The sequence below is a fragment of the Streptomyces sp. NBC_01429 genome, from assembly GCF_036231945.1.
Lineage (GTDB): Bacteria > Actinomycetota > Actinomycetes > Streptomycetales > Streptomycetaceae > Streptomyces.
In genome coordinates this window covers 5,959,424-5,985,177 of the sequence record NZ_CP109599.1, presented here as the reverse complement: position 1 = coordinate 5,985,177, position 25,754 = coordinate 5,959,424, and the positions used below count along the sequence as shown (strand labels likewise).

Annotated in this window: 26 protein-coding genes and 1 riboswitch; of the genes, 10 read left to right on the top strand and 16 right to left on the bottom strand. The window is 72.8% G+C overall.

Going from position 1 to position 25,754, the window contains the following annotated elements; translation table 11 throughout:
* Positions 1 to 64 precede the first annotated feature (64 nt).
* The 3 genes from OG627_RS26335 to OG627_RS26325 all read right to left on the bottom strand — a co-directional run bounded on the left by OG627_RS26335 (position 65) and on the right by OG627_RS26325 (position 2,172).
* Positions 65 to 430 (bottom strand): Rv2175c family DNA-binding protein, encoded by a 366-nt coding sequence (locus OG627_RS26335; RefSeq protein ID WP_329069140.1) that lies wholly within the window; start codon positions 428 to 430, stop codon positions 65 to 67.
* Positions 431 to 543: 113 nt separating this feature from the next.
* The gene (locus OG627_RS26330) at positions 544 to 1,707 is read right to left on the bottom strand and encodes an NAD(P)/FAD-dependent oxidoreductase (RefSeq protein ID WP_329073003.1); all 1,164 of its coding nucleotides are present in this window, start codon (positions 1,705 to 1,707) and stop codon (positions 544 to 546) included.
* 105 nt (positions 1,708 to 1,812) lie between these two features.
* Positions 1,813 to 2,172, bottom strand: coding sequence for a hypothetical protein (locus OG627_RS26325; protein WP_329069138.1), 360 nt, complete (start codon positions 2,170 to 2,172; stop codon positions 1,813 to 1,815).
* A 63-nt stretch (positions 2,173 to 2,235) separates the two neighbouring features.
* A riboswitch (TPP riboswitch) is annotated at positions 2,236 to 2,349 on the top strand.
* On the opposite strand from OG627_RS26325, the gene thiO reads away from it, so the two are divergent.
* The 5 genes from thiO (at position 2,347) to OG627_RS26300 (ending at position 7,496) form a co-directional block, all read left to right on the top strand.
* Positions 2,347 to 3,546, top strand: a complete 1,200-nt coding sequence (thiO, locus tag OG627_RS26320; protein WP_329073000.1) for a glycine oxidase ThiO — start codon at positions 2,347 to 2,349, stop codon at positions 3,544 to 3,546. Its footprint overlaps the riboswitch before it by 3 nt.
* Positions 3,547 to 3,596: 50 nt before the next feature.
* Entirely contained in the window at positions 3,597 to 3,797 is a 201-nt protein-coding gene (thiS, locus tag OG627_RS26315) for a sulfur carrier protein ThiS (RefSeq protein WP_329072998.1), read from the top strand.
* A 5-nt stretch (positions 3,798 to 3,802) separates the two neighbouring features.
* A complete protein-coding gene (locus OG627_RS26310; protein ID WP_329069136.1) occupies positions 3,803 to 4,618 on the top strand; it encodes a thiazole synthase in 816 nt (271 codons plus the stop codon).
* A gap of 90 nt (positions 4,619 to 4,708) precedes the next feature.
* Positions 4,709 to 6,637 carry a Stk1 family PASTA domain-containing Ser/Thr kinase gene (gene pknB / locus OG627_RS26305; protein WP_329069134.1) on the top strand — a complete coding sequence of 643 codons (1,929 nt, stop codon included), beginning with the start codon at positions 4,709 to 4,711 and terminating at the stop codon, positions 6,635 to 6,637.
* Positions 6,638 to 6,641: 4 nt separating this feature from the next.
* Entirely contained in the window at positions 6,642 to 7,496 is an 855-nt protein-coding gene (locus OG627_RS26300) for a deoxyribonuclease IV (protein WP_329069132.1), read from the top strand.
* Between the two features lie 48 nt (positions 7,497 to 7,544).
* Here OG627_RS26300 and OG627_RS26295 read toward each other — a convergent pair whose 3' ends face one another.
* A complete protein-coding gene (locus tag OG627_RS26295) occupies positions 7,545 to 8,177 on the bottom strand; it encodes a sulfite oxidase-like oxidoreductase (protein ID WP_329069131.1) in 633 nt (210 codons plus the stop codon).
* Positions 8,178 to 8,334: 157 nt separating this feature from the next.
* Here OG627_RS26295 and bfr point away from each other — a divergent pair, with 157 nt between their 5' ends.
* Complete coding sequence (gene bfr / locus OG627_RS26290; RefSeq protein WP_329069129.1) at positions 8,335 to 8,814, top strand: bacterioferritin; 480 nt, start codon at positions 8,335 to 8,337, stop codon at positions 8,812 to 8,814.
* A 28-nt stretch (positions 8,815 to 8,842) separates the two neighbouring features.
* Here bfr and OG627_RS26285 read toward each other — a convergent pair whose 3' ends face one another.
* Positions 8,843 to 9,115 carry a (2Fe-2S)-binding protein gene (locus OG627_RS26285; RefSeq protein ID WP_329069126.1) on the bottom strand — a complete coding sequence of 91 codons (273 nt, stop codon included), beginning with the start codon at positions 9,113 to 9,115 and terminating at the stop codon, positions 8,843 to 8,845.
* Between the two features lie 209 nt (positions 9,116 to 9,324).
* Entirely contained in the window at positions 9,325 to 10,683 is a 1,359-nt protein-coding gene (locus OG627_RS26280; RefSeq protein ID WP_443073540.1) for a class II 3-deoxy-7-phosphoheptulonate synthase, read from the bottom strand.
* A 269-nt stretch (positions 10,684 to 10,952) separates the two neighbouring features.
* On the opposite strand from OG627_RS26280, the gene OG627_RS26275 reads away from it, so the two are divergent.
* On the top strand, positions 10,953 to 12,899 hold the full coding sequence (locus OG627_RS26275; protein WP_329069124.1) for an anthranilate synthase family protein: 1,947 nt from the start codon (positions 10,953 to 10,955) through the stop codon (positions 12,897 to 12,899).
* Positions 12,900 to 12,969: 70 nt separating this feature from the next.
* Here the strand turns inward: OG627_RS26275 and OG627_RS26270 are convergent, their stop codons facing one another.
* The 3 genes from OG627_RS26270 to OG627_RS26260 all read right to left on the bottom strand — a co-directional run bounded on the left by OG627_RS26270 (position 12,970) and on the right by OG627_RS26260 (position 15,738).
* Positions 12,970 to 13,680: a response regulator transcription factor gene (locus tag OG627_RS26270; RefSeq protein WP_329072993.1), complete on the bottom strand. Its 711-nt coding sequence runs from the start codon at positions 13,678 to 13,680 to the stop codon at positions 12,970 to 12,972.
* 11 nt (positions 13,681 to 13,691) lie between these two features.
* Entirely contained in the window at positions 13,692 to 14,927 is a 1,236-nt protein-coding gene (gene macS, locus OG627_RS26265; protein WP_329069122.1) for a MacS family sensor histidine kinase, read from the bottom strand.
* Between the two features lie 67 nt (positions 14,928 to 14,994).
* Positions 14,995 to 15,738: a lysophospholipid acyltransferase family protein gene (locus OG627_RS26260; protein ID WP_329069120.1), complete on the bottom strand. Its 744-nt coding sequence runs from the start codon at positions 15,736 to 15,738 to the stop codon at positions 14,995 to 14,997.
* Between the two features lie 147 nt (positions 15,739 to 15,885).
* Here OG627_RS26260 and OG627_RS26255 point away from each other — a divergent pair, with 147 nt between their 5' ends.
* Positions 15,886 to 16,665: an alpha/beta hydrolase gene (locus OG627_RS26255; RefSeq protein ID WP_329069118.1), complete on the top strand. Its 780-nt coding sequence runs from the start codon at positions 15,886 to 15,888 to the stop codon at positions 16,663 to 16,665.
* Positions 16,658 to 17,440, top strand: coding sequence for a hypothetical protein (locus tag OG627_RS26250; RefSeq protein WP_329069116.1), 783 nt, complete (start codon positions 16,658 to 16,660; stop codon positions 17,438 to 17,440). Before OG627_RS26255 ends, OG627_RS26250 begins: the two co-directional genes overlap by 8 nt.
* Before the next feature lie 43 nt (positions 17,441 to 17,483).
* Here the strand turns inward: OG627_RS26250 and OG627_RS26245 are convergent, their stop codons facing one another.
* From OG627_RS26245 to OG627_RS26220, 6 genes are all read right to left on the bottom strand, one after another.
* A complete protein-coding gene (locus OG627_RS26245) occupies positions 17,484 to 18,236 on the bottom strand; it encodes an endonuclease/exonuclease/phosphatase family protein (protein ID WP_329069114.1) in 753 nt (250 codons plus the stop codon).
* 123 nt (positions 18,237 to 18,359) lie between these two features.
* On the bottom strand, positions 18,360 to 19,301 hold the full coding sequence (locus OG627_RS26240; RefSeq protein ID WP_329069112.1) for an ROK family glucokinase: 942 nt from the start codon (positions 19,299 to 19,301) through the stop codon (positions 18,360 to 18,362).
* Positions 19,302 to 19,367: 66 nt separating this feature from the next.
* On the bottom strand, positions 19,368 to 19,868 hold the full coding sequence (locus OG627_RS26235; protein ID WP_329069110.1) for a DUF5304 domain-containing protein: 501 nt from the start codon (positions 19,866 to 19,868) through the stop codon (positions 19,368 to 19,370).
* A gap of 91 nt (positions 19,869 to 19,959) precedes the next feature.
* Positions 19,960 to 21,117 carry an ArsA family ATPase gene (locus tag OG627_RS26230; protein ID WP_329069109.1) on the bottom strand — a complete coding sequence of 386 codons (1,158 nt, stop codon included), beginning with the start codon at positions 21,115 to 21,117 and terminating at the stop codon, positions 19,960 to 19,962.
* 5 nt (positions 21,118 to 21,122) lie between these two features.
* Entirely contained in the window at positions 21,123 to 21,566 is a 444-nt protein-coding gene (locus OG627_RS26225) for an SRPBCC family protein (RefSeq protein ID WP_329069107.1), read from the bottom strand.
* A gap of 102 nt (positions 21,567 to 21,668) precedes the next feature.
* Positions 21,669 to 22,436 carry a metallophosphoesterase family protein gene (locus tag OG627_RS26220; RefSeq protein WP_329069105.1) on the bottom strand — a complete coding sequence of 256 codons (768 nt, stop codon included), beginning with the start codon at positions 22,434 to 22,436 and terminating at the stop codon, positions 21,669 to 21,671.
* A gap of 276 nt (positions 22,437 to 22,712) precedes the next feature.
* Here OG627_RS26220 and OG627_RS26215 point away from each other — a divergent pair, with 276 nt between their 5' ends.
* Complete coding sequence (locus OG627_RS26215) at positions 22,713 to 24,509, top strand: AMP-dependent synthetase/ligase (RefSeq protein ID WP_329069103.1); 1,797 nt, start codon at positions 22,713 to 22,715, stop codon at positions 24,507 to 24,509.
* Positions 24,510 to 24,528: 19 nt separating this feature from the next.
* Here OG627_RS26215 and OG627_RS26210 read toward each other — a convergent pair whose 3' ends face one another.
* Positions 24,529 to 25,683 (bottom strand): glycosyltransferase family 4 protein, encoded by a 1,155-nt coding sequence (locus OG627_RS26210; protein ID WP_329069101.1) that lies wholly within the window; start codon positions 25,681 to 25,683, stop codon positions 24,529 to 24,531.
* Between the last annotated feature and the right edge of the window lie 71 nt (positions 25,684 to 25,754).

Genomic DNA, 25,754 nt, shown 5'->3' with positions numbered 1-25,754 from the left:
GCGGCGGCGCCGTGGCCACCGGGGGCCGGGACGGCGCCGCCGCGCACCGCGGACGGTGATGGCGTCAGACGGCGAGCGCCTGGGCCCGGCGCTTCACCTCCGTGCCGCGGTTCTCGCTGAGCGCCTGCGCGGGTGTGCCCGGCAGGCTGGGGTCGGGAGTGAAGAGCCACTCGAGCATCTCTTCGTCGCTGTAGCCGTCGTCCCTCAGCAGCGTCAGGGTGCCGCTGAGGCCCTTGACCACCTTGCCGCCGTCAATGAAGGCGGCGGGTACCTGAAGCGCCCTGTTCTCCCCGCGCCGTACGGCGATCAGCTGGCCTTCCTTCACCAGCTGCCGCACTCGCGTCACCTCGACATCGAACATTTCGGCGATATCGGGCAGGTGGAGCCAGGCGGGGACGAGAGCATCGATCTTTGCGTCAATCTCGGTCACAGGACAAGCGTGCCATCCCGGACTGACAGTCGGTAGCCAAGGCCCGCTGAACGTGCCGCCTCCGCGTCGCGGCCGTGTCCCTCCGTGACGCGGAGAGGACGAGGAGAAGCGGCTCAGCGGACCGCCTTGCGCAACGGTACGGACGGATCCGCCACCGCCTCGGGCGCGAGCCGCGCGCCCGCCTCGATCAGCTTCCTGCCCTGCGCCAGGTCCCGGGGTCTGCCGATCGCCAGCAGCGCCACCAGCACCCCGTCCCGCAGCCACACCGCCGACCAGGCCGCGCCCGCCGGATCGCCGCGCCGCACCAGGGTGTCGGCCGCCGCGTGGTGGCCCGCGTACTGCGCGAACCGGCCGAACTGCTCCGACCAGAAGTACGGCACCGGGTCGTAGACCCGCTCGCTCTCGCCCACCACCTGCGCGGCGACCGTACGCGGCCCCTGGAGCGCGTTGTCCCAGTGGTGGACGAGCAGCCGCTCGCCGTAGCGGGCGGAGGGGAACGACGCGCAGTCACCGACGGCGTAGACGCCGGGCAGCGAGGTGCGCAGCCGCTCGTCCGCCGTGACGGAGCCGTCCGGCCCGAGCGTGATGCCGGAGCCCGCCAGCCAGCCCGTCGCGGGCCGCGCGCCGATACCCACGACCACCGCGTCGGCGGGCAGCCGCCGGCCGTCGGCGAGCGTCACCGCGCCCGGCTCGACGGCGGCCACGCGCGCGTGGGTGAGCAGTTCGGCGCCGCTCTCCGCGTACCAGCCGGTCATCGGGGCCGCGACCTCGGCGGGCAGCGCGCCCGCCAACGGCCGGTCAGCCGCTTCGACGACCGTCACCGCGCACCCGGCCTCGCGGGCCGCCGTGGTGAACTCCGCGCCGATCCAGCCCGCTCCGACGACCACGATCCGCTGCCGCCGGCCGAGGACGGGGCGCAGCCGCTCGGCGTCGTCCAGCGTCCGCAGGGTATGGACCCCGGCGACGCCCTCGGTGCCGGGCAGGGCGACCGGCTCCGCGCCGGTGGCGAGCACGAGCACGTCGTACGGGACGGGGCCCGCCGCCGTGTCGAGTTCGCGGTCGGCGGGGCGCAGTCCGGTCACGTCGAGGCCGAGCCGCAGATCGACGGAGAGCGCCCCGAAGTCGATGTCGAAGGCCGAGCTGTCGGCCTTGCCGAGCAGCAGCGCCTTGGAGAGCGGAGGCCGGTCGTAGGGCGGGTGCGGTTCGGCCCCGATCAGGGTGATCGGCCCCCGGTAGCCCTTCTCCCGCAGGGCGACGGCCGTCTGTACGCCGGCCATGCCCGCCCCGACGACGACGGCGCCCGGCTCCCCGGGCCGCCCCTGCCCCTGCTGCCCCTGGTGTTCCTGGTGTCCCTGCTGCTCCGGCTCGCTCACCCGGTCACCTTACGCAGGGCGCCCGACGGGCGCGGGCAGCTCCTCCACCACGCTCGTGCCGCTGCCCTCCTGGGACTCCCACTCCCAGGTCTCCGCCAGGCTCACCCGCCCGTCGGGACGTTCGGAGACGGTGGAGACGCAGTGTCCCGAGGACGTCGCGCCGTCCCGCTTGAGCTGGACGTACCGGAAGTCCAGCCGGTCGCCCTCGCGGGTCCCGACGAGATGGCCGCGCACCACGTCGCCGCCCGCGTAATCGGCCCAGATGTGGCCGTTCTCCTCGTGGTAGACGAAGCGCGTCCCCGTGCCCACCTGGCCCGGGGCCTGGTCGGCGACCGGGGAGAGGACGAGTCCGTCGAGTGAACGTGCCATGGCGAAGCCTCTCGTGCATCGGGTCGTTTCCGCACGGCGGACCGGGCGTTAGTCTGGCAGGCGACACTACCTCGCGGGAGTCCGGACGCACCGGGCTGAGAGGGAGGCTGACGCGGCCTCCGACCGTACGAACCTGATCCGGGTCATGCCGGCGAAGGGAGGGGCTGGATGCCCATGCAGTCGTCCCGTACCGGTCGCACCGGCAGCGACGTCCTCGTCATCGGGGGCGGGATCATCGGTCTCGTCACGGCCTGGCGGGCCGCGCTGCGCGGGCTGCGCACCGCCGTCGCCGACCCCGACCCGGGCGGCGGGGCCGCGCGGGTCGCCGCGGGCATGCTGGCCGCCGTCACCGAACTCCACCACGGCGAGCAGACCCTGCTCGGGCTCAACCTGGCCTCCGCCGAGCGCTATCCGGCCTTCGTCGCCGAACTGGAGGCCGCGAGCGGGCAGGACACCGGCTACCGCGCGTGCGGCACGCTCGCCGTCGCCCTGGACACCGACGACCGCGCCGAGCTGCGCGAACTGCACGCGCTCCAGCAGCGCTCGGGGCTGACCTCCGAGTGGCTGACCGGGCGCGAGTGCCGCCGTCTCGAACCGATGCTCGCGCCCGGTGTGCGCGGGGGCCTGCGGGTGGCCGGGGACCACCAGATCGACCCCCGGCGGCTGGCGGGCGCCCTGCTGACGGCCTGCGAGCGCGCCGGGGTCGTCCTGCACCGTTCCCGGGCCGCCCGGCTCACCGTCGTACGCGACCGGGCCACCGGCGCCGTCCTGTCCGACGGGCGCGCGCTCGACGCCGACCAGGTGGTGCTGGCCGCCGGCAGCCTCAGCGGCGTGCTCGACGGCGTACCGGACGAGGTGCGCCCGCCCGTACGGCCCGTCAAGGGCCAGGTCCTGCGGCTGACCGTGCCACGCCCGTACGCGCCGTTCCTGAGCCGGACCGTGCGGGCCGTGGTGCGCGGCGGCCAGGTCTATCTGGTGCCGCGCGAGAACGGCGAGCTGGTCGTCGGCGCCACCAGCGAGGAACTCGGCTGGGACACCACCGTCACGGCGGGCGGGGTGTACGAGCTGCTGCGCGACGCGCACGAACTGGTCCCCGGCATCACCGAGCTGCCGCTCACCGAGACCCGCGCCGGGCTGCGCCCCGGCTCGCCGGACAACGCGCCGCTGCTGGGGCCCACCGCGCTGCCGGGGCTGATCCTGGCCACCGGCCACCACCGCAACGGGGTGCTGCTGACGCCCGTGACCGGCGAGGTGCTGGCCGACGTGCTGACGACCGGCGCGCTGCCGGACTTCGCGCGGGCCTTCACGCCGCTGCGCTTCGGCCCGACGCCCCGCCGCCCGCTTCCGCCCGTACGTCTGGAGCGCACCGCATGACCGACCGGCCCCGCACACCTCCCCCGGCGCAGGCCGCCGCGCCCGCCCGCGTGCGCGTCCTGGTGAACGGCGAGCCGCGCGAGTTCGCCGCCCCGGCCGCCCTCGACACCGTCGTCGCCGCCCTCACCCGGGCCCCCTCGGGGGTCGCCGCCGCCGTCAACGAGACGGTCGTACCGCGCACCCGGTGGTCCGCCACCTCCCTCCGGGAGGGCGACCGGGTCGAAATCCTCACCGCCGTCCAGGGAGGCTGACCGGCATGGCCGATACCCCGCTCGTCAACGACGATCCGCTGATCATCGGTGACACCACCTTCGCCTCCCGGCTGATCATGGGCACCGGCGGTGCGCCCAGCCTCGATGTGCTGGAACGGTCCCTGACCGCGTCCGGGACCGAACTCACCACCGTCGCGATGCGCCGCCTCGACCCGGCCGTCCAGGGCTCCGTGCTCTCCGTCCTGGGCTCGCTGGGCATCCGCGCGCTGCCCAACACCGCCGGCTGCTTCACCGCCGGGGAGGCGGTCCTCACCGCCCGGCTGGCCCGTGAGGCGCTCGGTACGGACTGGGTGAAGCTGGAGGTCGTCGCGGACGAGCGCACCCTGCTGCCCGACCCCGTCGAGCTGCTGGACGCGGCGGAGACCCTGGTGGACGACGGCTTCACCGTCCTGCCGTACACCAATGACGACCCGGTGCTCGCCCGCAGGCTGGAGGAGGCGGGCTGCGCCGCGATCATGCCGCTGGGCTCACCGATCGGCTCCGGTCTCGGTATCCGCAACCCGCACAACTTCCAGCTGATCGTGGAGCACGCGCGCGTGCCGGTGATTCTGGACGCGGGCGCGGGCACCGCTTCGGACGCGGCCCTCGCGATGGAACTGGGCTGCGCAGCGGTGATGCTCGCCTCGGCCGTGACCCGCGCGCGGGAGCCGGTCCTGATGGCGGAGGCGATGCGCCACGCGGTCGCGGCGGGCCGCCTCGCGTACCGCGCGGGCCGGATTCCGCGCCGCCACTTCGCGACGGCGTCGTCCCCGGCGGCGGGGGTGGCTGACCTGGATCCGGAGCGCCCGGCCTTCTCGTGAACGGCCCAAAGACACCGGAGCGTCACAGGTCCGCTTCAGTACCTGGGCCGGTCAGCCCGGGTGTCGGTCGTGGCTCGTAGACTCAACAGCGTGGATACGACCCTTCAGGACCCCATCGTCGGGCAGCTGCTCGACGGCCGCTATCGCGTCGACGCGCGCATCGCCGTCGGCGGCATGGCCACGGTCTACCGGGCCGTCGACACCCGGCTCGACCGGGTGCTCGCCCTCAAGGTGATGCACCCGGCGCTCGCCACCGACGCCACCTTCGTGGAGCGGTTCATCCGCGAGGCAAAGGCGGTCGCGCGGCTGTCGCACCCCAATATCGTCGGGGTCTTCGACCAGGGCGCCCAGGGGGCGTACGTCTATCTGGCGATGGAGTACGTCGCGGGGTGCACGCTGCGCGACGTGCTGCGGGAGCGCGGCGCGCTCCAGCCCCGGGCCGCGCTGGACATCCTGGAGCCGGTCCTGGCCGCGCTCGGGGCCGCGCACCGGGCGGGCTTCGTCCACCGCGACATGAAGCCGGAGAACGTGCTGATAGGGGACGACGGCCGGGTCAAGGTCGCCGACTTCGGTCTGGTGCGCGCCGTGGGCGATGTCACCAACACGACGGGGACGGTCCTGGGGACGGTCTCGTATCTCGCGCCCGAGCAGATCGAGCACGGCACGTCGGACACCCGGGTCGATGTGTACGCCTGCGGAGTCGTTTTGCACGAAATGCTGACCGGCGCCAAGCCGCACGGCGGCGACACCCCCGCTCAGGTGCTCTATCTGCATCTGAACGAGGACGTGCCCGCGCCCTCGGCCGCCGTCCCCGGGCTCGCGCCCGAGCTGGACGAGCTGGTCGCCGCGGCCACCGCGCGCGACCCCGAGGGGCGCCCCGGCGACGCGGTGGCGCTGCTCGCCAGGGCGCGCGCGGCGCGCGCCGCGCTCACCGACGCGCAGCTCGACGCCGTACCGCCGAAGGCGAAGCCGGAGCCCGAGTCGGGCGCCGGCGCGGAGAACCGTACGACGGTGATCCCGCGCGCCCTGTCCACCGGGGACCACCCGGTGAACCGGACGAGCCGACTGGAGATGGCGCCTGCGGGCGCCGTCCCGCCCGACCGGTCACGGCGGCCGCGCCGGGGCCCGGCGATGGAGCGGCGGGGGATCGTCGCGGTGGTCCTCGGGGTGCTGCTGGCGCTCGGCGTCGGCACGGGGGTCTGGTACATCAACTCGGGTCAGTTCACCCGCGTCCCCTCGCTGCTCGGCCAGAGCGAGCAGACGGCCAGGAAGCGGCTCGCTGACGACGGGCTCGACGCGAAGGTCACGAAGGACTTCAGCGACGCGTTCGAGCGCGGCACGGTGATGCGCACCGACCCCGAGCCGCGCTCGCGGGTCCGGGGCAGCGGCCCGGTGACGCTGGTCGTCTCGCGCGGTCCGAAGGTCGTCCAGGTCCCCGACCTGGAGGGCCGGCCGCTCGCCGAGGCGCGCGCCGCGCTGAAGAAGGCGGGGCTGGCCGCAGGAGCGGTCACCAAGGAGTTCAGCGACGACATCGACCAGGGCGCCGTGATCAGCTCGAAGCCCGGCTCCGGGACGGACGTGCGGCCGGACACCGGGGTGGCGCTGCTGGTGAGCAAGGGCGCCGCGATCGACGTCCCCGATGTCAGCGGCAAGTCGCTGGACAGCGCCACCGCCGAGCTGGAGGACGCGGGGCTCACGGTCAAGGTCGCCGACGGGCGGGTGAACTCGACGGTGCCCGAGGGCTCCGTGGCCAAGCAGTCGGCGGCCCAGGGGTCCCGGCTGGCCAAGGGCGACACGGTGACGCTGACGGTCTCCAAGGGCCCGCGCATGATCTCCGTGCCCGATGTCACCGGGCAGAAGACGGACGACGCCAGGAAGACGCTGGAGGCAGCGGGGTTCCAGGTCGAGGAGGAGCGCAGCTTCCCCTTCCTGGGCGACACGGTGGGCAAGCAGTCCGTGGCGGGCGGCGACGAGGCCCCCGAGGGCAGCACCATCACCATCACGACCAAGGGACTGTAGAGCGATGCGCAACCCCGTCGGCGGCCATGTCCCCGTGGCCGGGGGACTGGCGACCGTCGGTCTGGGCTACGCGAGCGAGCTGGCGGCCGAGGCCGTCCAGGTGTTCGTCGCCAATCCGCGCGGCTGGGCGACGCCCGCCGGGAATCCGGCGCAGGACGAGCTGTTCCGCGCCGGGTGCGCGCAGGGGCGGATCCCGGCGTACGTGCACGCCCCGTATCTGATCAACTTCGGCTCGCACACCGAGGCGACCGCCGAGAAGTCCGTGGAGTCGCTGCGCCACAGCCTGCGCAGGGGCCGGGAGATCGGCGCGCTGGGCGTGGTGGTGCACACCGGCTCGGCGACGGGCGGACGGCCCCGTGAGGTGGCCCTCGCGCAGGTGCGGGAGCGGATGCTGCCGCTCCTGGACGAACTGACCCACGACGACGACCCGTTCCTGCTGCTGGAGTCGACCGCGGGCCAGGGCTCCTCGCTCTGCTCCAGGACCTGGGACTTCGGCCCGTACTTCGAGGCGCTCGACTCCCATCCCAAGCTGGGCATCTGCCTGGACACCTGCCACATCTTCGCCGCCGGGCACGATCTGACCGGGCCGCACGGGATGCGGCAGACGCTGGACCTGCTGGTGGAGACGGTCGGCGAGGGGCGGCTCAAGCTGATCCACGCCAATGACTCCAAGGACGTGGCGGGCGCGCACAAGGACCGCCACGAGAACATCGGGGCGGGCCGGATCGGGGAGGACCCGTTCCGCGAGCTGTTCTCGCATCCGGCGACCGAGGGCGTCCCCCTGGTGATCGAGACGCCGGGCGGCAAGGAAGGGCACGTGGCCGACGTGGAGCGGCTGAAGACGCTGCGCGACGGCTGATCCACCGAACGGGCGCGCGGGCGCCGCGATGCTCCGGCAGGGGCGCCCTCAGAGCTCCGGACCGTCGCCGGGCGCCTCCTGGTACGAATAGCGCTGCTCGGCCCACGGGTCACCCACGTTGTGGTAGCCGCGCTCCTCCCAGAAACCGCGCCGGTCGGCCGTCATGTATTCCACGCCCCGGACCCATTTGGGACCCTTCCACGCGTACAGCCCCGGCACGACGAGCCGGACCGGGAATCCGTGTTCCGCGGTGAGCAGTTCCCCGTCCTTGTGGGTGGCGAAGACCGTACGGTCGGAGACGAAGTCGGCGAGCCGCAGATTCGCGCTGAAGCCGTATTCGGCCCAGACCATCACATGGGTGACTCCGGGGGCGGGCGGCGCGAGTTCCGCGATCGTACGTGCGGGAACGCCGCCCCATTCGGCCCCCAGCATGCTGAACTTCGTGACGCAGTGGAGATCCGCGACAACCGTGGAGAAGGGCAGCGCCGAGAATTCCTCGTGATTCCAGCAGTGTTTCTCGCCGTCGGCAGTGGCCCCGAAGACCCGGAACTCCCAGCGTTCCGGCCGGAACTTCGGCACGGGACCGTAATGCGTCACCGGCCAGCCGCGCTGCAATCGCTGCCCCGGTGGTAGCTCGGACGCTCCCGGCTCTCGACGTTCCCGGCTCTCCGGCTGACCCATGTCTTCCATGGTGACAGACCGGCGGGGGTGGTCATGACCAGGCAAGGAACGATACGGGCAACTCATACTAAGCATGCACTTACTGGACGGCCCGTCGGCGACGGTGCAAAGATGCGCGCATTCCCACTCCGCCACCTGCCCGAAAGGAGTCTCTGCGATGCAGGGCGACCCCGAGGTCCTTGAATTCCTCAATGAGCAGCTGACTGCCGAACTGACCGCGATCAACCAGTACTTTCTGCACGCGAAGATGCAGGAGAACTTCGGCTGGACCAAGCTCGCGAAGTACACCCGCGCCGAATCATTCGACGAGATGAAGCACGCCGAGCTGCTCACCGACCGGATTCTCTTCCTGGACGGACTGCCCAACTATCAGCGGCTGTTCCACGTACGGGTCGGGCAGACCGTCACCGAGATGTTCCAGGCCGACCGGCAGGTCGAGGTGGAGGCGATCGACCGGCTGAAGCGCGGAATCGACGTCATGCGCGGCAAGGGGGATCACACGTCCAAGGGGATCTTCGAATCGATCCTGGAGGACGAGGAGCACCACATCGACTATCTGGACACCCAGCTGGAACTGATCGAGAAGCTCGGTGAGGCGCTGTACATCGCGCAGCTGATCGAGCAGCCCGACAGCTGAGCCGGGCCCCGGGAGCGGGAGCCGGAGACTAGGCCGCTTCGGGGAAGGCCGCGGGCGCCGTGTCCGGGGCCTCGGAGAGCACCTCGGACAGCGCCGAGGGCGAGCCCTGGTCGAGCAGCTCACGGCGCGGGCAGCCGCCGCGCCCCAGGAGCGACTGGATACGGCGTACGCACGAGCCGCAGTCGGTGCCGGCCTTGCTGGCCGAGGCGATCTGCCGGGGCGTGCACGCTCCGGCCGCCGCGTGTTCCCTGACCTGTGTCTCGGTGATGCCGAAGCACGAGCAGACGTACACGCGGTTCACCTCCCTGCGGGGTCGTTGGTCGGGTCTTCGGGCTGGCCACCCCGAACCCTTTCGGTGAGGCTAACCTAACCTTACCCGCCACCGGGCGCACGGAAAAGTCCCGGAAACACCAGTGGGGTACGGATCACATCGATCCGTACCCCACTGCCGTACTACGCCTGACTACGGGCGCTTCCTCCTGCCGTACTACGCCTGACTCCGGCCGCTTCCTACTGGTCGCGGTACATCTCGGCGACCAGGAAGGCCAGGTCGAGCGACTGGCTGCGGTTGAGGCGCGGGTCGCAGGCCGTCTCGTAGCGCTGGTGCAGATCGTCCACGAAGATCTCGTCGCCGCCGCCCACGCACTCGGTGACGTCGTCGCCGGTCAGCTCGACGTGGATGCCGCCGGGGTGGGTCCCGAGGCCCTTGTGGACCTCGAAGAAGCCCTTGACCTCGTCGAGCACGTCGTCGAAGCGGCGCGTCTTGTGGCCGGAGGCCGCCTCGAAGGTGTTGCCGTGCATCGGGTCGGTCACCCAGGCCACCGTGGCGCCGGAGGCCGTGACCTTGTCGACCAGCTCGGGGAGCTTGTCCCTGACCTTGTCGGCGCCCATCCGGACGATGAAGGTCAGCCGGCCGGGCTCGCGGTCCGGGTCGAGCCGGTCGATGTAGGTGAGCGCGTCGTCCACCGTCGTCGTCGGGCCGAGCTTGATCCCGATCGGGTTGCTGACCTTGGAGGCGAACTCGATGTGCGCGCCGTCCAGCTGGCGGGTGCGCTCACCGATCCAGAGCATGTGGCCCGACACGTCGTACAGCCGGCCCGTACGGGAGTCGACGCGGGTCAGCGCCGACTCGTAGTCCAGCAGGAGCGCCTCGTGCGACGAGAAGAACTCGACGGTGCGGAACTCGGCCGGGTCGGTGCCCGCCGCCTTCATGAAGTTCAGCGCGTTGTCGATCTCACGGGCGAGCTGCTCGTAGCGCTGGCCCGAGGGGGACGACTTCACGAAGTCCTGGTTCCAGGCGTGCACCTGGCGCAGGTCGGCGTAGCCGCCGGTGGTGAAGGCGCGGACGAGGTTGAGGGTCGCTGCGGACGCGTGGTACATCCGCTTGAGCCGCTCGGGGTCGGGGATCCGGTCCTTCTCGTTGAACGCGAAGCCGTTGACCGAGTCGCCCCGGTAGGTGGGCAGCGTGACGCCGTCGCGGGTCTCGGTCCCCTTCGAGCGGGGCTTCGAGTACTGACCGGCGATCCGGCCGACCTTCACCACCGGCACGGACGCCGCGTAGGTGAGGACGGCGCCCATCTGGAGCAGCGTCTTGAGCTTGTTCCTGATGTGGTCGGCGGAGACGGCGTCGAACGCTTCGGCGCAGTCGCCGCCCTGGAGCAGGAACGCCTCGCCCTTGGCGACCGCGCCCATCCGGGCCCGCAGCTGGTCGCACTCGCCCGCGAAGACCAGCGGAGGATAGCTCTCCAGCTCGGCGACGACCTCGCGCAGGGCCGCCCGGTCCGGATACTCCGGCTGCTGGGCAGCGGGCAGTTCCTGCCAGGACGGCACATCGGTCGTGGGCTTCTCAGCGTTCACTGTCACGCGCACCAGATTACGTGGTCGGCGGCGCGGGCATTCGCGACGCTCACAGTGTGGAACGCGGCCGGTCCTGATGCGTGAGGACAGGTGCTAGGGTGCCGCTCATGTTCGCGCTTTCGAATCAGACCTGGTGGTGGCCCGCTCGTCCGGCGGCCCACTGATTCATCGCGCGTCACGAATCGCGAAGGCCGCCCGAGGGGCGGCCTTCAGTGTTTTCCGGGGCCGGACGCCGGCCGGGGAAGGCGGGCCGTTCCTCTTCCCCGGAAGGAACACCGCCCATGCACCACCTCGCCTCTCCCGCCCGTCTCGTCGACCGGCTCCGCTCCCCCGGCTGCCCGCCCTTCGCGCTGCTGCGCCGCCGCACCCCCGGCCGCGACCACGGCGTCGTGGAGCTGCTGATCGGCTCCGTGCGCGAGGTGGACCGGCTGGCCGACCTCCCGGACGGCTCTGCCGGGACGTCGCTCGCCCTGGTGCCGTTCCGGCAGATCAGGGAGCGCGGCTTCGACGTACGGGACGACGGGACGCCGCTGGCCGTGCTGGTCGCGGACGAGACGTACGAGCTGCCGCTCGACGCGCTCATGGACCTGCTGCCGGCCCATGACGTACGGGTCGAGGACGGCGCCTTCGACATCGACGACGAGCGGTACGCGCGGATCGTGCGGCGGGTCGTCGAGGAGGAGATCGGCCGGGGCGAGGGCGCCAACTTCGTGGTGCGGCGGACCTTCGAGGGGCGCGTCCCGGGCTTCGGCCGGGCGGACGCCCTCGCGCTCTTCCGGCGGCTGCTCGCGGGCGAGCGGGGCGCGTACTGGACGTTCCTCGTGCACACCGGCGGGCGGACCCTGGTCGGCGCGAGCCCCGAGGCGCATGTGCGGATGAGCGGCGGGACCGTCGTGATGAACCCGATCAGCGGCACCTTCCGCTATCCGCCCGGCGGCCCGGACCGGGCGGGGCTGCTGGAGTTCCTCGGCGACCGCAAGGAGACCGACGAGCTGTCCATGGTGGTGGACGAGGAGCTGAAGATGATGTGCACCGTCGGCGACCGGGGCGGGGTGGTGATCGGCCCCCGGCTCAAGGAGATGGCCCATCTCGCCCATACGGAGTACGAGTTGCGCGGCCGGTCCTCGCTCGATGTGCGCGAGGTGCTGAAGGAGACGATGTTCGCGGCGACGGTCACCGGCTCGCCGGTGCAGAACGCGTGCCGGGTCATCGAACGGCACGAGGCGGGCGGGCGCGGCTACTACGGGGGCGCTCTCGCGCTCATCGGACGGGACGCCGGAGGGGCGCAGACGCTCGACTCGCCCATCCTGATCCGTACGGCGGACATCGACGCCGGGGGCGCGCTGCGGGTGCCGGTCGGCGCGACGCTCGTCCGTGACTCGCGCCCGGAGAGCGAGGTCGCTGAGACGCATGCCAAGGCGGCCGGCGTGCTGGCGGCCCTCGGCGCCGGACCGGCCGGGCCCCGCGTGGCACCGGGCGGGCCCGGCCTCGCGGACGATCCCCGGGTGCGGGCGGCGCTGGACGCCCGGCGGGCGGATCTCGCGCCGTTCTGGCTGCGGATGCGCACCGGGCCGGCGCTGCTGGCCGGGCACGCCCTCGTCATCGACGGCGAGGACACCTTCACCGCGATGCTCGCGTATCTGCTGCGGTCCTCGGGGCTGGAGGTGACGGTGCGGCGGTACGACGAGCCGGGGCTGCGGCGGGCCGCGCTCGCGCACGAGGGCCCGGTGGTGCTCGGCCCCGGCCCCGGCGACCCGGCCGACGGGGCCGACCCGAGGATCCGCCTGCTGCGCGGGCTCACGGCCGAGCTGATCAAGGGGGCGGCCGGGCCGCGCCGGGGCGGTGTGCTGGGTGTCTGTCTCGGCCATGAGCTGATCGCGGCGGAGCTGGGGCTCGACACCGTGCGCAAGAGGGTGCCGTACCAGGGCACGCAGAGCCGGATCGACCTCTTCGGCCGCGCGCGGACCGTCGGCTTCTACAACAGCTTCACCGCGCGCTGCGACGACGCGACGGCGGCTGAACTGGCGGCGCACGGCGTGGAGGTGAGCCGGGACGGGTCCGGCGGGGAGGTGCACGCGCTGCGGGGCCCCGGGTTCGCCTCGGTGCAGTTCCACCCGGAGTCCGTCCTGACGCTCGACGGCCCGGGGATCGTGACGGAGCTGCTGACGGGCATCGGCGCCGGACGCGTCGCGGACGGGGCCGGGCGGGAGGCGCGGACCCTCGGCTGAGCACGGGCCGGGGGGGCGGCCCCACCGTACGGAAGACGGCCGCCCCCGGAACCGGCCACCGGCTACCGGCTCAGATGTCGTCCAGTCCCCGCTCGATCGCGTACCGCACCAGCTCGACGCGGTTGTGCAGCTGGAGCTTGCCGAGGGTGTTCTGCACATGGTTCTGCACGGTGCGGTGCGAGATGACCAGCCGCTCGGCGATCTGCTTGTACGAGAGCCCCTTGGCGACCAGCCGCAGCACCTCGGTCTCCCGGTCGGTCAGCTCCGGGGCCTTGGGCTCGTCGGACGCGGCGGGCGCGGGCTCGGAGGCGAGCCGGCGGTACTCCCCGAGGACCAGCCCGGCGAGCCCGGGGGTGAAGACGGGGTCACCGGCGGCGGTGCGGCGCACGGCGTCCGTCAGCTCCTGCGTACTGGCCGACTTGAGCAGATAGCCCGTCGCCCCCGACTTGACCGCTTCGAGGACATCGGCGTGCTCCCCGCTGGCCGAGAGCACCAGGACGCGCAGCCCCGGATGGGAGCCGACCAGTTCCTTGCAGACCTGCACACCGGGCATGCCGGGCAGGTTGAGATCGAGGACGAGCACCCGCGGGGTGGTGGCCAGCGCCCGGCGCACGGCCTGCGGGCCGTCGCCCGCCGTGGCGACGACCTCGAAGCCCGCCGCGTCCAGGTCCCGGGCGACCGCGTCGCGCCACATCGGGTGGTCGTCGACCACCATCACCCTGATCGGGCCGTCCGTGTCCGTACCCGGCCGCCCTGCGTCCGGTCCGTCCGGTCCGCTCATGTCCCGCTCGCTCATCGGTCCGCTCTTCCCCGTCCCCGTGGAACTCTCAGCTCTACTTCCGTGCCCTGGCCCGGCACCGAGATCAGCTCGGCGGTGCCGCCGAGGTCCCGCAGCCGCCCCCTGATCGAGAGGGCCACCCCGAGCCGGCCCTCCCCCTCGGCCTGCGCGAGCCTGCCCTCCGGGATGCCGGGACCATCGTCCCGTACGGTCACGGTCACCTCGTCCGCCCAGTCCTCGACCAGGATCCACGCGCGCGCGTCGGCGCCCGCGTGCCGGGTGACATTGTCCAGGGCGGCGCTGACGGCCGCCGCCAGCTCACGGGCCGCGCCCGGCGCCAGCAGCACCGGAGCGCCGGGCTCCGCGAAGGTGACCTTCGAGGTGCTGTACGGCGCGAGCAGCGTGCGCAGATCGCACGGGCCGGTGCCGGCGGCGCCGTCCGGGTCCTCGCCCGTCGCGTCGTCCGCGTCGACGCTCCGGACGACGGCGCCCTCGGCGGCGTCCTCCGAGACCCGGGTGGCCGGCACCAGTCCGCTGGAGACCAGGCTGCGCAGGGCGATCTCCTGCTCCCCCGCCATCCGGCCCAGTTCGGCGGCCTCACCGCCCATGGCGGTACCGCGCCGCTGCACCATCGCCAGCACCTGGAGCACGCTGTCGTGGATGTCCCGGGCCAGCCGCTCCCGTTCCCGCGTCGCCGCCTCGATCTCCAGGGCGCGGGCGAGGGTGCGCTCGGAGGCGCGGGCGACCTGGACGACGTAGCCGATGGCGATGGAGGAGACCCACACCAGGACGACGTTGTGGATGGTGTCCCTGCTGGGGTGGCCGCGCTCGATGAGATTGGCGGCCGCCACGAGGGACGAGGCGAAACCGGCCCAGCGCCAGCCGCCCTTGATGGCGAAGGCGAGGACCGAGCCCGCGGTCCATATCGACGGCAGGGTGGTGCCGTCCACGCTCCGGGCGTCGAAGTCGGCCAGCGGGGTCAGCAGGATGCCGGTGATCGCGACGGTGAGATCGGCGATCAGGAAGCGCTTGGTGCAGCTGACCGCGTTCGCCACCTTGGGCAGGGTGGCGAACGTCCAGAGAGCCAGGAAGGCGAGGAACGCGATGGCCACCCAAGGGCGTTCGAAGCGGTCGCGCCCGAAGACGAAAAGCAGCACCGCGTAGACCATCGCCAGTACGCGGAACCCGGTCAGCGCGCGCCACAGCGGCTGCTCGACCGACATCCGCACGACGCGCTCGCGCTTCGCCATGTGCCCCCCTTGTTTCTCGCCCCTCCAGCTCGGAGCCCCTCCGGGCCGAAGGCCGCCCCACGGGCCCTCAGTCGTCCTTCGCGCCCGCCTGCTTCGTCCCCTGCGCCTTGGCGCTCGCCGCCTTGGCCTCGTCCGCCAACTGCCGCTTCGCCGCCGTCGCGTAGACGTCGACGTACTCCTGGCCGCTGAGCTTCATGATCTCGTACATGACCTCGTCGGTGATCGACCGCAGGATGAAGCGGTCGCCCTCCATGCCGTGGTAGCGGCTGAAGTCCAGCGGCTTGCCGATCCTGATCCCCGGGCGCATCAGCTTGGGGACCACCTTGCCGGGCGGCTGGATCTTCTCGGTGTCGATCATGGCGACGGGGATGACCGGCGCCCCGGAACCGAGCGCCACCCGGGCCAGGCCGCCGGGCTTGCCCCGGTAGAGCCGGCCGTCGGGCGAGCGGGTGCCCTCCGGGTAGATACCGAAGAGTTCGCCGTTCTCCAGGACCTTTATCCCGCTCTGGATCGCCGCCTCGCCCGCGCCCCGCACGCCGGAGCGGTCCACCGGCAGCTGTCCGACGCCCTTGAAGAAGGCGGCGGTGAGCTTGCCCTTCACTCCGGGCGAGGTGAAGTACTCGGACTTCGCGATGAAGGTGACCTTGCGGTCGAGTACGGCCGGCAGGAAGAAGGAGTCGGAGAAGGAGAGATGGTTGCTCGCGAGGATCGCCGGCCCCTCCGCGGGAATGTTCTCGAGGCCCTCCACCCAGGGCCTGAAGGCGAGTTTCAGTGACCCGCCGATGGAGAACTTCATTGCGCCGTAGATCAACTCGGGTGCCTCCTGTGTGCTGTCGGACAGACCTTAACCCGTGGGGGCCCCGGGCTCCCCTTCATGGGTGCCCGACGGACCTGGTCGGTGTCGGTCCGGTCGCGTACGGTGAAGTACATCTTCCGAGACTCACGAACAGGAGACCCCGTGCCGGTCCTGCCTGGAGCCGAGCCGTACCGCCACGAGGGCGGGGAGGTCGGTGTCCTTCTCTGTCACGGATTCACCGGATCCCCCCAGTCGATGCGTCCCTGGGCCGAGTATCTGGCCGAGCGCGGGCTGACGGTCGCGCTGCCGCTGCTTCCCGGCCACGGCACGCGCTGGCAGGACCTGCGGATCACCGGCTGGCAGGACTGGTACGCCGAGGTGGACCGGGCGTTGCGGGAGCTGCTGGAGCGGTGCTCCCAGGTCTTCGTCCTCGGGCTCTCGATGGGCGGGGCGCTGGCGCTGCGGCTGGCCGCCAAGCACGGGCGCGCGGTCAGCGGGGTCGTGGTGGTCAATCCGGGGATAAAGGTGCACGGGGCCGCCGCGTACGCGCTGCCGGTCCTGCGCCATCTGGTGCCGTCGACGAAGGGACTGGCGAGCGACATCGCCAAGGAGGGGAACGCGGAGCTGGGTTACGACCGGGTGCCGCTGCACTCCGCGCACTCGCTGCGCGACTTCTTCCGGCTGGTGGACGCCGCGCTGCCGCAGGTCACCCAGCCGCTGCTGCTGCTGCACAGCGCCGTGGACCATGTGGTGCCGCCCGCGGACTCCGCCCGGATCCTGGGCCGGGTCTCGTCGGTGGATGTCCGTGAGGTTCTGCTGGAACAGAGCTACCACGTCGCGACGTTGGACCATGACGCGGAGCGGATTTTCGAGGAGAGTCTCGCGTTCATCGGCCGGCTCGCTCCGACTGTCGGGAAGAAGGGGAGCACCACCGGTGGCTGAGCACAACGCGGACCGTGAGCCGCAGCCGATCGACGAGGACGCGGCCTGGGCCGCGATCGTCGCGGGGTACGGCGAGGAGCCGGCGGATCCGCCGGGCGCCAAGCCGTTCAAGTCCGTGGAGGATCTGGCGCTGCTGGAGGGCGAGCGCAACAGCGAGCGCAAGCCTCCGGAGAAGGAGCCGAAGGACCTCGCGAAGGATCCCGGGAAGGATCCCCTGAAGGACTTCGTCAAGGACCCGGAGAAGGCGGCGGAGGGAGCGGAGAGACCCGCGCCGCCGGAGGGGGAGCGGACCGCGGACCCGGGTCCCGCCGCTTCCGGGTCCGCCGTTTCCGCTCCGGGCGTTTCCGACACCGCCGCCTCCGCCTCCGACGGCACCGCCTCCGGCACCGCCGAGGACACGGACGCCGCCGGCCCCGATGCCCCGAAGGCCGCGCTGGGCGGTTCCGTGGTGTTCGCGCCCGGCGTCGGCGGTCCGCGCGACTACCGGCTGGCCGAGCCGAGCGAGAAGGACTTCGACGAGGGCGACGAGGGCCATTTCGTCCCGCCGGAGCCGCCTCCGCTGCCGGAGAGCGACGTGACCACCAGGTTCGCGTGGCTCGCGGTGGTCGGCGGTCCGGTGCTGATGCTGGTCGCTGTGCTGCTCCAGTGGGAGATGACCTGGTGGCTGACGACCGTCTGTATCGGCGGCTTCCTGGGCGGCTTCGCCACCCTGGTGGCCCGGATGCACGAGGACGACGACGAGAGCGACGACCCGGGGCGCGGCGCGGTCGTCTGACGGCCGCCCCGGGCGGCCCGCCGCACGGCGGGCCTGGGCGTGGTCAGGAAACGGGTACGCGCAGGGCGGCCAGCACCGGAAGGTGATCGGTGGCCGCCCGCAGATCGTCCTCGGTGACGCCGGGCAGCCCGCGCGGCACACCGCAGCCGAGGACCTCGATCCCCTCGGTGACGAAGACCGCGTCGATGCGCTGCCGGGGATCGGCGGGCGTCGAGGTGTACTCGTCCCCCCAGGGCCTGACGGTCCAGCAGTCCCGCAGCGCCCCGGCGAGCAGCCGGAAACTCCGGCCGGTGGGCCGGTCGTTGAGGTCACCGGCGGCGACGGCGTACGGCACGTCCATGGCCGCCAGCCGCTCCAGCAGCGCCCCGGCCTGGGTGTGGCGTTCCGCCGCCTGGAGGCTCAGATGGCAGCTGAGCACCCCGAAGCGGGCGCCGCCGATCCGTACGACCGCCGTCGCGAAGCCGCGCCGGTGCAGTCCGGGGGTGTGGGGCAGCAGGATGTCCTCGGTCCGCTCGACCGCGACGCGCGGCGAGCAGAGCAGCAGCGGTCCGGTGGCGGGGGCGCCGCCGCCGAGGACCACGAGGCCGGTGTGCGCGGCGAGCCAGGCGGCGTGCTTGCGCCAGCGGAAGAAGCGCGGCGCCTCCTGGACGAGGACCAGATCGGGGGCGCAGGCGCTGATCACCCGCGCCAGCGCCGCCCGGTCGTCCCGCATGGAGCGGATGTTGTAGCTGAGCACCCGGATCAGGGCCGAACCGTCCGGCCCGGTAGCGGAGTCGGGCAGCGTGGGCATCGCCATGGGGTCAATCTAGGCCCTCCCCCCGGGCGGTACGTGCCGACACCCACCGCCCGCCCGGCACGGCCGCGCCCGCCGTATCCCCTGACGGACACGGCGGGCGCGGCACTCTGCGCGGTACTGCTGTCAGCCCTGCCTGGCGAGGTCGGCCGCGCCGACCAGCCCTGCCTCGCCGCCCAGTTGGGCCGCGAGCACCTGGGCGTGCGGACGCCACTCGCCACCGATCAGCCAGCGGCGGAACGACTTGCGGATCGGGTCGAGGACCAGCTCGCCCTCGTCCGAGACGCCGCCGCCCACGATGAACGCGGACGGGTCGAAGAGCGAGGCCAGGTCGGCCAGGCCCGCGCCCGCCCAACGGGCCAGCTCCCGGAAGGAGTCGATGGCCACCGGGTCGCCCGAGCGGGCCGCGGCGCTGATGTGCCGCCCCTCGATGCCCTCCGGTGTGCCGTCGCCGAGGCCGAGCAGGACCTTCGCGTTCTCGGGCGTCGCGTTGGCGCGCTGCCTGGCGTACCGGACGAGGGCACGCCCCGACGCGTACTGCTCCCAGCAGCCCTGGCTGCCGCAGCCGCACAGCAGTCCGTCCGGCACGACCCGGATGTGCCCGAACTCGGCGGCCACTCCGAAGCGTCCGCGCCGCAGCTTGTTGCCGATGATGATGCCGCCGCCGAGCCCGGTGCCGAGGGTGATGCAGATGACGTCCTCGTGGCCCTGGCCCGCGCCGAACTTGTACTCGCCCCAGGCCGCCGCGTTCGCGTCGTTCTCCACGACGACCGGCAGCCCGACCCGCTGCTCGACCTTGTCCTTGAGCGGTTCGTGCCGCCAGTTGATGTTCGGCGCGAAGAGGACGGTCGCGCGCTTGTCGTCCACGTAGCCGGCGGCGCCGATGCCGACGGCCTCGATCCGGTGCCCCTCGCCCGCGCCGGAGACGGCCGCGCAGATCGCGTCGACGATGCCTTCGGCGGTCGACGGGGTGGGCACCTTGTGTGTCTCCAGGATGGTGCCCTCTTCGTCGACCACGCCGGCCGCGATCTTCGTGCCGCCGATGTCGACGCCGATGGTGAGTCCCATGTGTCCCTCAGTTTTCGGTCGAGCCCCGCTGGGGCCAACCGTACCCGAGGGCGCGCGCCCGACCGGTCAGTCCAGGTCGATGTGGCCGTCGGAAGCGGGTCCTTCGTCCTTGCCGTCGCCGTTGTTCCCGGGGCGGTCCGCGGAATCGCCCCTGGGGTCCGACGGATCCTCGGACTTCCTGGTCTCCGCCGTGGGCGCCGGGGCGTCGTCCCGGGTCCAGCGGGCCTCCTGGCCCTCGACTGCGGAGCGGTAGGCGGCGAGGAGTTCACCGCCGGCGGCGGCGAGGTGGTCGAAGACGTCGGGGTTGCGCTCGATGACGGGCTCGACGGCCGCCTTGGCCTGGTGGATGAACTGCTGGACGGCGCCCTGCGCCGCCATCCCGAACAGCGGGTTCTGGAGGGACGAGACCTTGTCGGCGACGGCGTCGACCAGCTTGCGCAGCTCCTCGGCGGCGGAGCCGGGCGGCGGACCGTAGGCCGCGCGGCGGCGCGCCTTCTCCGCCTCCAGGTCCTCGGCACACGCCGTCGCCCACGCGTCGGCGTCGGGACGCTCGGTGGCTTCGCTCATGGGGTACTCCCGCATCGGGTGCCGGTCCTTCCGCCATGGGCAGGGGAAGGGGGTGCTCACCTTCGACGGTACCCGAACGGCGTGAAGTCGTTCAGGGCGTGCGCGGCCACAGCGCGGGATCGGGCGTGAACCGGACCCGCAGCACCCCGTCCGTGAGAGCGGCGCCGGTGACCGTGCAGCGGCGCAGCGCCGAGGGCAGCGGCACCGTGCGGCGGAACGGGCCCACGCTGAGCAGGAGTTCGTCGTCGCGGCGCACCAGGCCCAGCTCGCTCTTGACCGCGCCCGGCAGCGGTACGCACCAGACGAGGAGGTTCTCCTCGGTGAGCCGGTCCTCGACCGGCCACGGCACGCGGGCGGCGCCCTCGCCGACGGCGGCGGCGCCGAGGAGCGCGAGATCGTCGGCCCCGCGGGGGTCCCGGCCCAGGTGGGCGGTCTCGTGGGTGGCCGGCCACTCCTCGGACCACTCGTCCAGGCACTTGCGCTGCTGGGCGACGAGCGTGGTCAGCCAGGCCCCGGCGTCCGGGGGCAGTACCCGGTTGGCCACGACGGTGTCGGCGCGCAGGCCGTACAGCGCGAGCGCGGTACGGGCGGAGCGCAGCGCCTCGGCCGCGGCGGGGCCGGGCTCGGCGACCAGCCGTACGGTCGTCCCGGGGGCCTCGATCAGCGCCTGTACGGCGGCGAGCCCCTCGTCCCAGCGGGTGGCGGTCTCGTAGAGCCACCGCGCGGGCATGGGTATCCCGGCGAGCTGGGCCATCATCGGGCGCAGCGCGCGGGCGGCCTGGCGTTCCTGGGGCAGCAGGCGGCGCAGATAGCGGCGCAGCTGCTCGGGCAGGGCGAGCAGGGCGAGGGCGTCGCGCAGCGGGGGCAGGTCGACGACGACCACGTCCCAGCGGCCCTCGGCGGCCCGGCGCAACGCGTGGAGCAGGGCGGACTGTTCGCCGCCGGGCAGTTCGGTGATCTCCTCGGCGGCCAGCGGGCGGGCGCCGAGCAGGTCGAGTCCGGCGGAGAGGCGCTCCTGGAGGGCGAGGGTCTCGGTGCGGAAGTGCTCCCCCGAGTCGATGCCGGCGGCCCACAGGCCGGGCTCGGCCTCGACGGGCTCCGGGCCGGGCGCGACGCCGAGCGGGCCGTCCAGGGAGCCGCCGGAGATCAGCAGGGCGCGCCCGCCGTCACGGGCGGCGGCCAGGGCGGTGGCGGCGGCGACGGTGGTACGGCCCGAGCCGCCGGGGCCGGTGACGAGGACCGTACGCATGGGGGTCAGGCTCCCGTACCGGCTTCGACGCGCTTCTTGAGACCGGCGAGGGCGCGGTCGATGATGACCTTCTCCGCCTTGCGCTTGATCATGCCGAGCATGGGGATCTTGACGTCGACGGTGAGCCGGTAGGTGACCTCGGTGCCTCCGGCGACGGGCGCGAGGTGGTACGAGCCGTCCAGGGCGCGCAGCATCTGGGACTTGACGAGCGTCCAGCTGACCTCGTCGTCGCCGGTCCAGGTGTACGCGAGGGTGTGGTCGTCCTTGATCGCTCCGGCGTCCAGCACCAGCCTGACCTGCTCGGCGCGGCCCCGGTCGTCGGTGGCCAGTACCTCGGCCTCCTTCACCTCGCCGGTCCAGTCCGGGTAGCGGGCGAAGTCGGCGATCACGCCCATGACGTCGGCCGGTGCCGCCTCGATCGTGATGCTCGAACTGGTGTGTTCCGCCATCGCCGTGCCTTTCGGGTCCCTGTGGGTGCGCGGTGTGCAGGCTATCGCGACCGCGCCGGTCCGCTCTGCCCGGTATCGGTCACCGCTCGCGGCCGGGGCCGCTCACCACTCCATGGTCCAGGGCCGCCCGGTCGAGGCGAAGTGCCCGACGTTGACGCACTCCGTGGCGCCGATCCGCATCCGGCGGGCCAGCGGCTGGTGGACGTGGCCGAACAGCGCGTAGCGCGGCTTCGTCCGGCGCAGGGCGTCCAGCAGGGCGCGGCTGCCGCGCTCGAAGCGGCGGGCGACGGTGTCGTACGTCAGCTCGGGCACGTCCGGCGGTACGTGCGAGCAGAGCACGTCGACCTCGCCGAGCGCCTCGACCTTGGCGGCGTACTCCTCGTCGGAGATCTCGTACGGCGTGCGCATGGGCGTGCGCAGTCCGCCGCCGACGAAGCCGAAGACCCGGCCGCCCAGCTCCACCCGTTCCCCGTCGAGCACGGTGGTGCCGGGTCCGGCGTACTCCGCCCAGAGGCCGGGGATGTCGACATTGCCGTAGGTCGCGTACGTCGGAGTGGGGAGGGCTCCGAAGAGTTCGGCGTACTGGCTCCGTACGGCCCGCTCGATGGCGGTGGCCGGTGCGACGTCGAGTCCGTCCCACAGCTCGCGCCCGAACGCGTGGGCCTCCTCGAAGCGGCGGGCGGTGCGCAGTTCCACGAACCGGTCGGCGTTGGCGGCGCCGAAGAGGTCGGGGAAGATGCCGCGCGCGTGGTCCGCGTAGTCCAGGAAGAGCACGAGATCGCCGAGACAGATCAGGGCGTCGGCGCCGTCCCCGGCCGTGGCCAGATCCCGCGCGTTCCCGTGCACATCACTGACCACGTTGACTCGCATGCCATTCACCCTAGGACCCGGTCGGCGCACCCGGTAGTGGGGGCCGGACCTGCGCTTCCGTACCGGTGTTCAGGGGCGTGGACTACTGTGCGCGAGGTACCGTCAATTACGTGTGACGCAGGGAACATCGGCCGGGACCCCCTATCGGTGGGTGAGTACCGATGGGTAACGTCCGGGCAGTCCAGTCGTGCTCGCCCCGCCGAGCACCTGCCCGTCTTGGACCGCAGCCGGCGCGCACAGAGCCGTGGCGCCGGCGCCCGATGAGGAGCAGCAGTCTTGCGCGAGTTCAGCCTTCCGGCCCTGTACGAGGTCCCCTCGGACGGCAATCTGACCGATCTCATCCGCCGCAACGCCGCTCAGCATCCCGAGGTGGCGGTCCTGTCACGCAAGGTGGACGGCGTCTGGACGGACGTCACCGCGACCCGGTTCCTCGCCGAGGTACGGGCAGCGGCCAAGGGGCTCATCGCGGCGGGCGTCGAGCCGGGCGACCGGGTCGCCCTGATGTCGCGCACCCGCTTCGAGTGGGTGCTGCTCGACTTCGCGATCTGGAGCGCGGGCGGCGTCACCGTCCCGGTGTACGAGACCAGCTCGGCCGAGCAGGTGCGCTGGATCCTCGGCGACTCGGGCGCGGTCGCGGCGATCGTCGAGAGCGGCGACCACGCCGCCACCGTCGAGTCCGTACGCGACGGGCTGCCCGGTCTGCGGGACGTCTGGCAGATCGACAAGGGCGGCGTCGAGGAGCTGGTCGCGGCCGGCGCGGACATCACCGAGGAGACGGTCGACGCGCGCGCCACCAGCGCCCGCGCCGACGATCCGGCGACCATCGTCTACACCTCGGGCACCACCGGCCGCCCCAAGGGCTGTGTGCTGACCCACCGCAGCTTCTTCGCGGAGTGCGGCAACGCGGTCGAGCGCCTCAAGCCCCTCTTCCGCACCGGCGAGTGCTCCGTCCTGCTCTTCCTCCCGGCCGCGCACGTCTTCGGACGGCTGGTCGAGGTGGCGGCGGTGATGGCCCCCATCAAGCTGGGCTGCGTACCGGACATCAAGAACCTGACCGAGGAGCTGGCCGCGTTCCGGCCGACGCTGATCCTCGGTGTCCCCCGCGTCTTCGAGAAGGTCTACAACGGGGCGCGCGCCAAGGCACAGGCCGACGGCAAGGGCGCGATCTTCGACCGGGCCGCGCACACGGCCATCGCCTACAGCCGCGCCCTGTCCACCCCGGGCGGCCCCTCCCTGGGCCTGCGGATCCGCCACAAGGTCTTCGACAAGCTGGTGTACGGCAAGCTGCGCGCGGTGCTCGGCGGCCGCGGCGAGTACGCGATCTCCGGCGGCGCCCCGCTCGGTGAGCGGCTGGGCCATTTCTTCCGGGGCATCGGCTTCACGGTGCTGGAGGGGTACGGCCTGACCGAGTCCTGCGCGGCCACCGCCTTCAACCCCTGGGACCGGCAGAAGATCGGCACGGTCGGCCAGCCGCTGCCCGGCTCGGTCGTCCGGATCGCCGACGACGGCGAGGTGCTGCTGCACGGCGAGCACCTGTTCACGGGCTACTGGAACAACCCGGAGGCCAGTGCGGAGGCGCTGGCCGACGGCTGGTTCCACACCGGCGACATCGGCACGCTGGACGAGGACGGCTATCTCGCCATCACGGGCCGCAAGAAGGAGATCCTCGTCACCGCGGGCGGGAAGAACGTCGCCCCGGCCGTCATCGAGGACCGCATCAGGGGGCACGCCCTGGTGGCGGAGTGCATGGTCGTCGGCGACGGCCGCCCCTTCGTGGGCGCGCTGATCACGCTGGACGAGGAGTTCCTCACCCGCTGGGCGGCCGACCACGGCAAGGCCGCCGGCTCGACGGCGGCGGAGCTACGGCTCGACCCCGACCTGCTGGCGGAGGTGCAGCGGGCGGTGGACGAGGGCAACGCGGCGGTGTCCAAGGCCGAGTCCGTACGCAAGTTCCGGGTGCTGACGGCCCAGTTCACGGAGGAGGCGGGGCACATCACGCCGTCGCTGAAGCTGAAGCGGAACGTGGTGGCGAAGGACTTCGCGGAGGAGATCGAGGCGCTGTACCAGCGCTGAGGCCCGCGCCCCGCGCCCGCTACAGCAGCTCCCGCAGCCGCTGCGCCAGCAGGTCCCAGCGCCACTTCTCCTCGACCCACTCCCGCCCCCGCTCCCCCATCCGCTTCCGCAGCGCGGCGTCCTGGAGCAGCGTCACGATCCGCTCGGCCGACTCCGCCGACGCGACGCCCGGCGGCCCCCCGCGCACCACCCAGCCGCTCTCGCCGTCGAGCACGGCGTCCGGCGCGCCGCCGGAGTCGCCCGCCACTACCGGGAGGCCGGTGGCGGACGCCTCCAGGTAGACGATGCCGAGGCCCTCGACGTCGAGGCCGCCCCGGCGCGTACGGCAGGGCATGGCGAAGACGTCGCCTGCGCCGAAGTGGGCGGGCAGCTCCGACCAGGGGACGGCGCCGGTGAACCGTACGGAGCCGGTGACCCCGGTCGCTGCGGCGAGCTTGCGCAGCTCGTCCTCGTACGGGCCGCCGCCCACGACGAGCAGCACCGCGTCCGGGACCCGGGCCAGGATCGCGGGCATGGCGCGGATCAGCGTGTCCTGGCCCTTGCGCGGGACGAGCCGGGAGACGCACACGACGACGGGCCGGCCGGCCAGCCCCAGCGCGGCGCGGACGGCGTCGCCGCCGGAGCCGGGGTGGAAGGTCTTCTCGTTCACGCCCGGCGGCAGTTGGACCATCCGCGCGGCGGCCGACGGCGTGAGCGCGGACGCGATGCGCGAGCGCGTGTACTCGCCGAGGTAGGTGATCGTGTCGGTGGACTCGCCGATGCGCCGCAGCAGCTGCCGCGCGCCCGGCAGCTGCGCCCACCCCGCCTCGTGACCGTGTGTGGTGGCGACGAGGCGCCGCGCGCCCGCCCGGCGCAGCGCGGGCCCCATCAGGCCGAGCGGGGCCGCGGCGCCGAACCAGACGGACTCACAGCCGTGTTCCCGCAGCAGCCCGGCGGCCCGCCGGGTGACGCGCGGGGTCGGCAGCAGCATCGTCGTACGGTCGCGCACGACGGTGAAGGGCTGCTCGGCGTCGAACGCGGCGGTCGCCTCGGCGCCTTCCCGGCCGCGCTTCCAGGTGGAGGCGTAGACGACGAGCCGGTCGGGGTCCAGACGCAGCGCCATGTTGTGCAGAAACGCCTGGATGCCCCCCGGCCGGGGCGGGAAGTCGTTGGTGACGATCAGTGTCTTGCGCATCCCGGCCGACAGTACCGGGCGGCCCCCGGCCCTGCCTCATGGCTCCCGCACAGCCTCGCCCGGCATAGTGA

What these genes read in the sequence shown, in the direction of transcription:
- OG627_RS26295 (WP_329069131.1), bottom strand. Translation starts at nt 8,177, where the DNA reads ATGGGTCAGCCGGAGAGCCGGGAACGTCGAGAGCCGGGAGCGTCCGAG.
- macS (WP_329069122.1), bottom strand. Translation starts at nt 14,927, where the DNA reads ATGGCGAAGCGCGAGCGCGTCGTGCGGATGTCGGTCGAGCAGCCGCTG.
- OG627_RS26300 (WP_329069132.1), top strand. Translation starts at nt 6,642, where the DNA reads ATGCGCAACCCCGTCGGCGGCCATGTCCCCGTGGCCGGGGGACTGGCG.
- OG627_RS26235 (WP_329069110.1), bottom strand. Translation starts at nt 19,868, where the DNA reads ATGAGCGAAGCCACCGAGCGTCCCGACGCCGACGCGTGGGCGACGGCG.
- OG627_RS26240 (WP_329069112.1), bottom strand. Translation starts at nt 19,301, where the DNA reads ATGGGACTCACCATCGGCGTCGACATCGGCGGCACGAAGATCGCGGCC.
- OG627_RS26210 (WP_329069101.1), bottom strand. Translation starts at nt 25,683, where the DNA reads ATGCGCAAGACACTGATCGTCACCAACGACTTCCCGCCCCGGCCGGGG.
- OG627_RS26270 (WP_329072993.1), bottom strand. Translation starts at nt 13,680, where the DNA reads ATGAGCGGACCGGACGGACCGGACGCAGGGCGGCCGGGTACGGACACG.
- OG627_RS26230 (WP_329069109.1), bottom strand. Translation starts at nt 21,117, where the DNA reads ATGCGTACGGTCCTCGTCACCGGCCCCGGCGGCTCGGGCCGTACCACC.
- OG627_RS26245 (WP_329069114.1), bottom strand. Translation starts at nt 18,236, where the DNA reads ATGGCGATGCCCACGCTGCCCGACTCCGCTACCGGGCCGGACGGTTCG.
- bfr (WP_329069129.1), top strand. Translation starts at nt 8,335, where the DNA reads ATGCAGGGCGACCCCGAGGTCCTTGAATTCCTCAATGAGCAGCTGACT.
- OG627_RS26310 (WP_329069136.1), top strand. Translation starts at nt 3,803, where the DNA reads ATGGCCGATACCCCGCTCGTCAACGACGATCCGCTGATCATCGGTGAC.
- OG627_RS26275 (WP_329069124.1), top strand. Translation starts at nt 10,953, where the DNA reads ATGCACCACCTCGCCTCTCCCGCCCGTCTCGTCGACCGGCTCCGCTCC.
- OG627_RS26325 (WP_329069138.1), bottom strand. Translation starts at nt 2,172, where the DNA reads ATGGCACGTTCACTCGACGGACTCGTCCTCTCCCCGGTCGCCGACCAG.
- OG627_RS26330 (WP_329073003.1), bottom strand. Translation starts at nt 1,707, where the DNA reads ATGGCCGGCGTACAGACGGCCGTCGCCCTGCGGGAGAAGGGCTACCGG.
- OG627_RS26220 (WP_329069105.1), bottom strand. Translation starts at nt 22,436, where the DNA reads ATGCGAGTCAACGTGGTCAGTGATGTGCACGGGAACGCGCGGGATCTG.
- thiO (WP_329073000.1), top strand. Translation starts at nt 2,347, where the DNA reads ATGCAGTCGTCCCGTACCGGTCGCACCGGCAGCGACGTCCTCGTCATC.
- OG627_RS26225 (WP_329069107.1), bottom strand. Translation starts at nt 21,566, where the DNA reads ATGGCGGAACACACCAGTTCGAGCATCACGATCGAGGCGGCACCGGCC.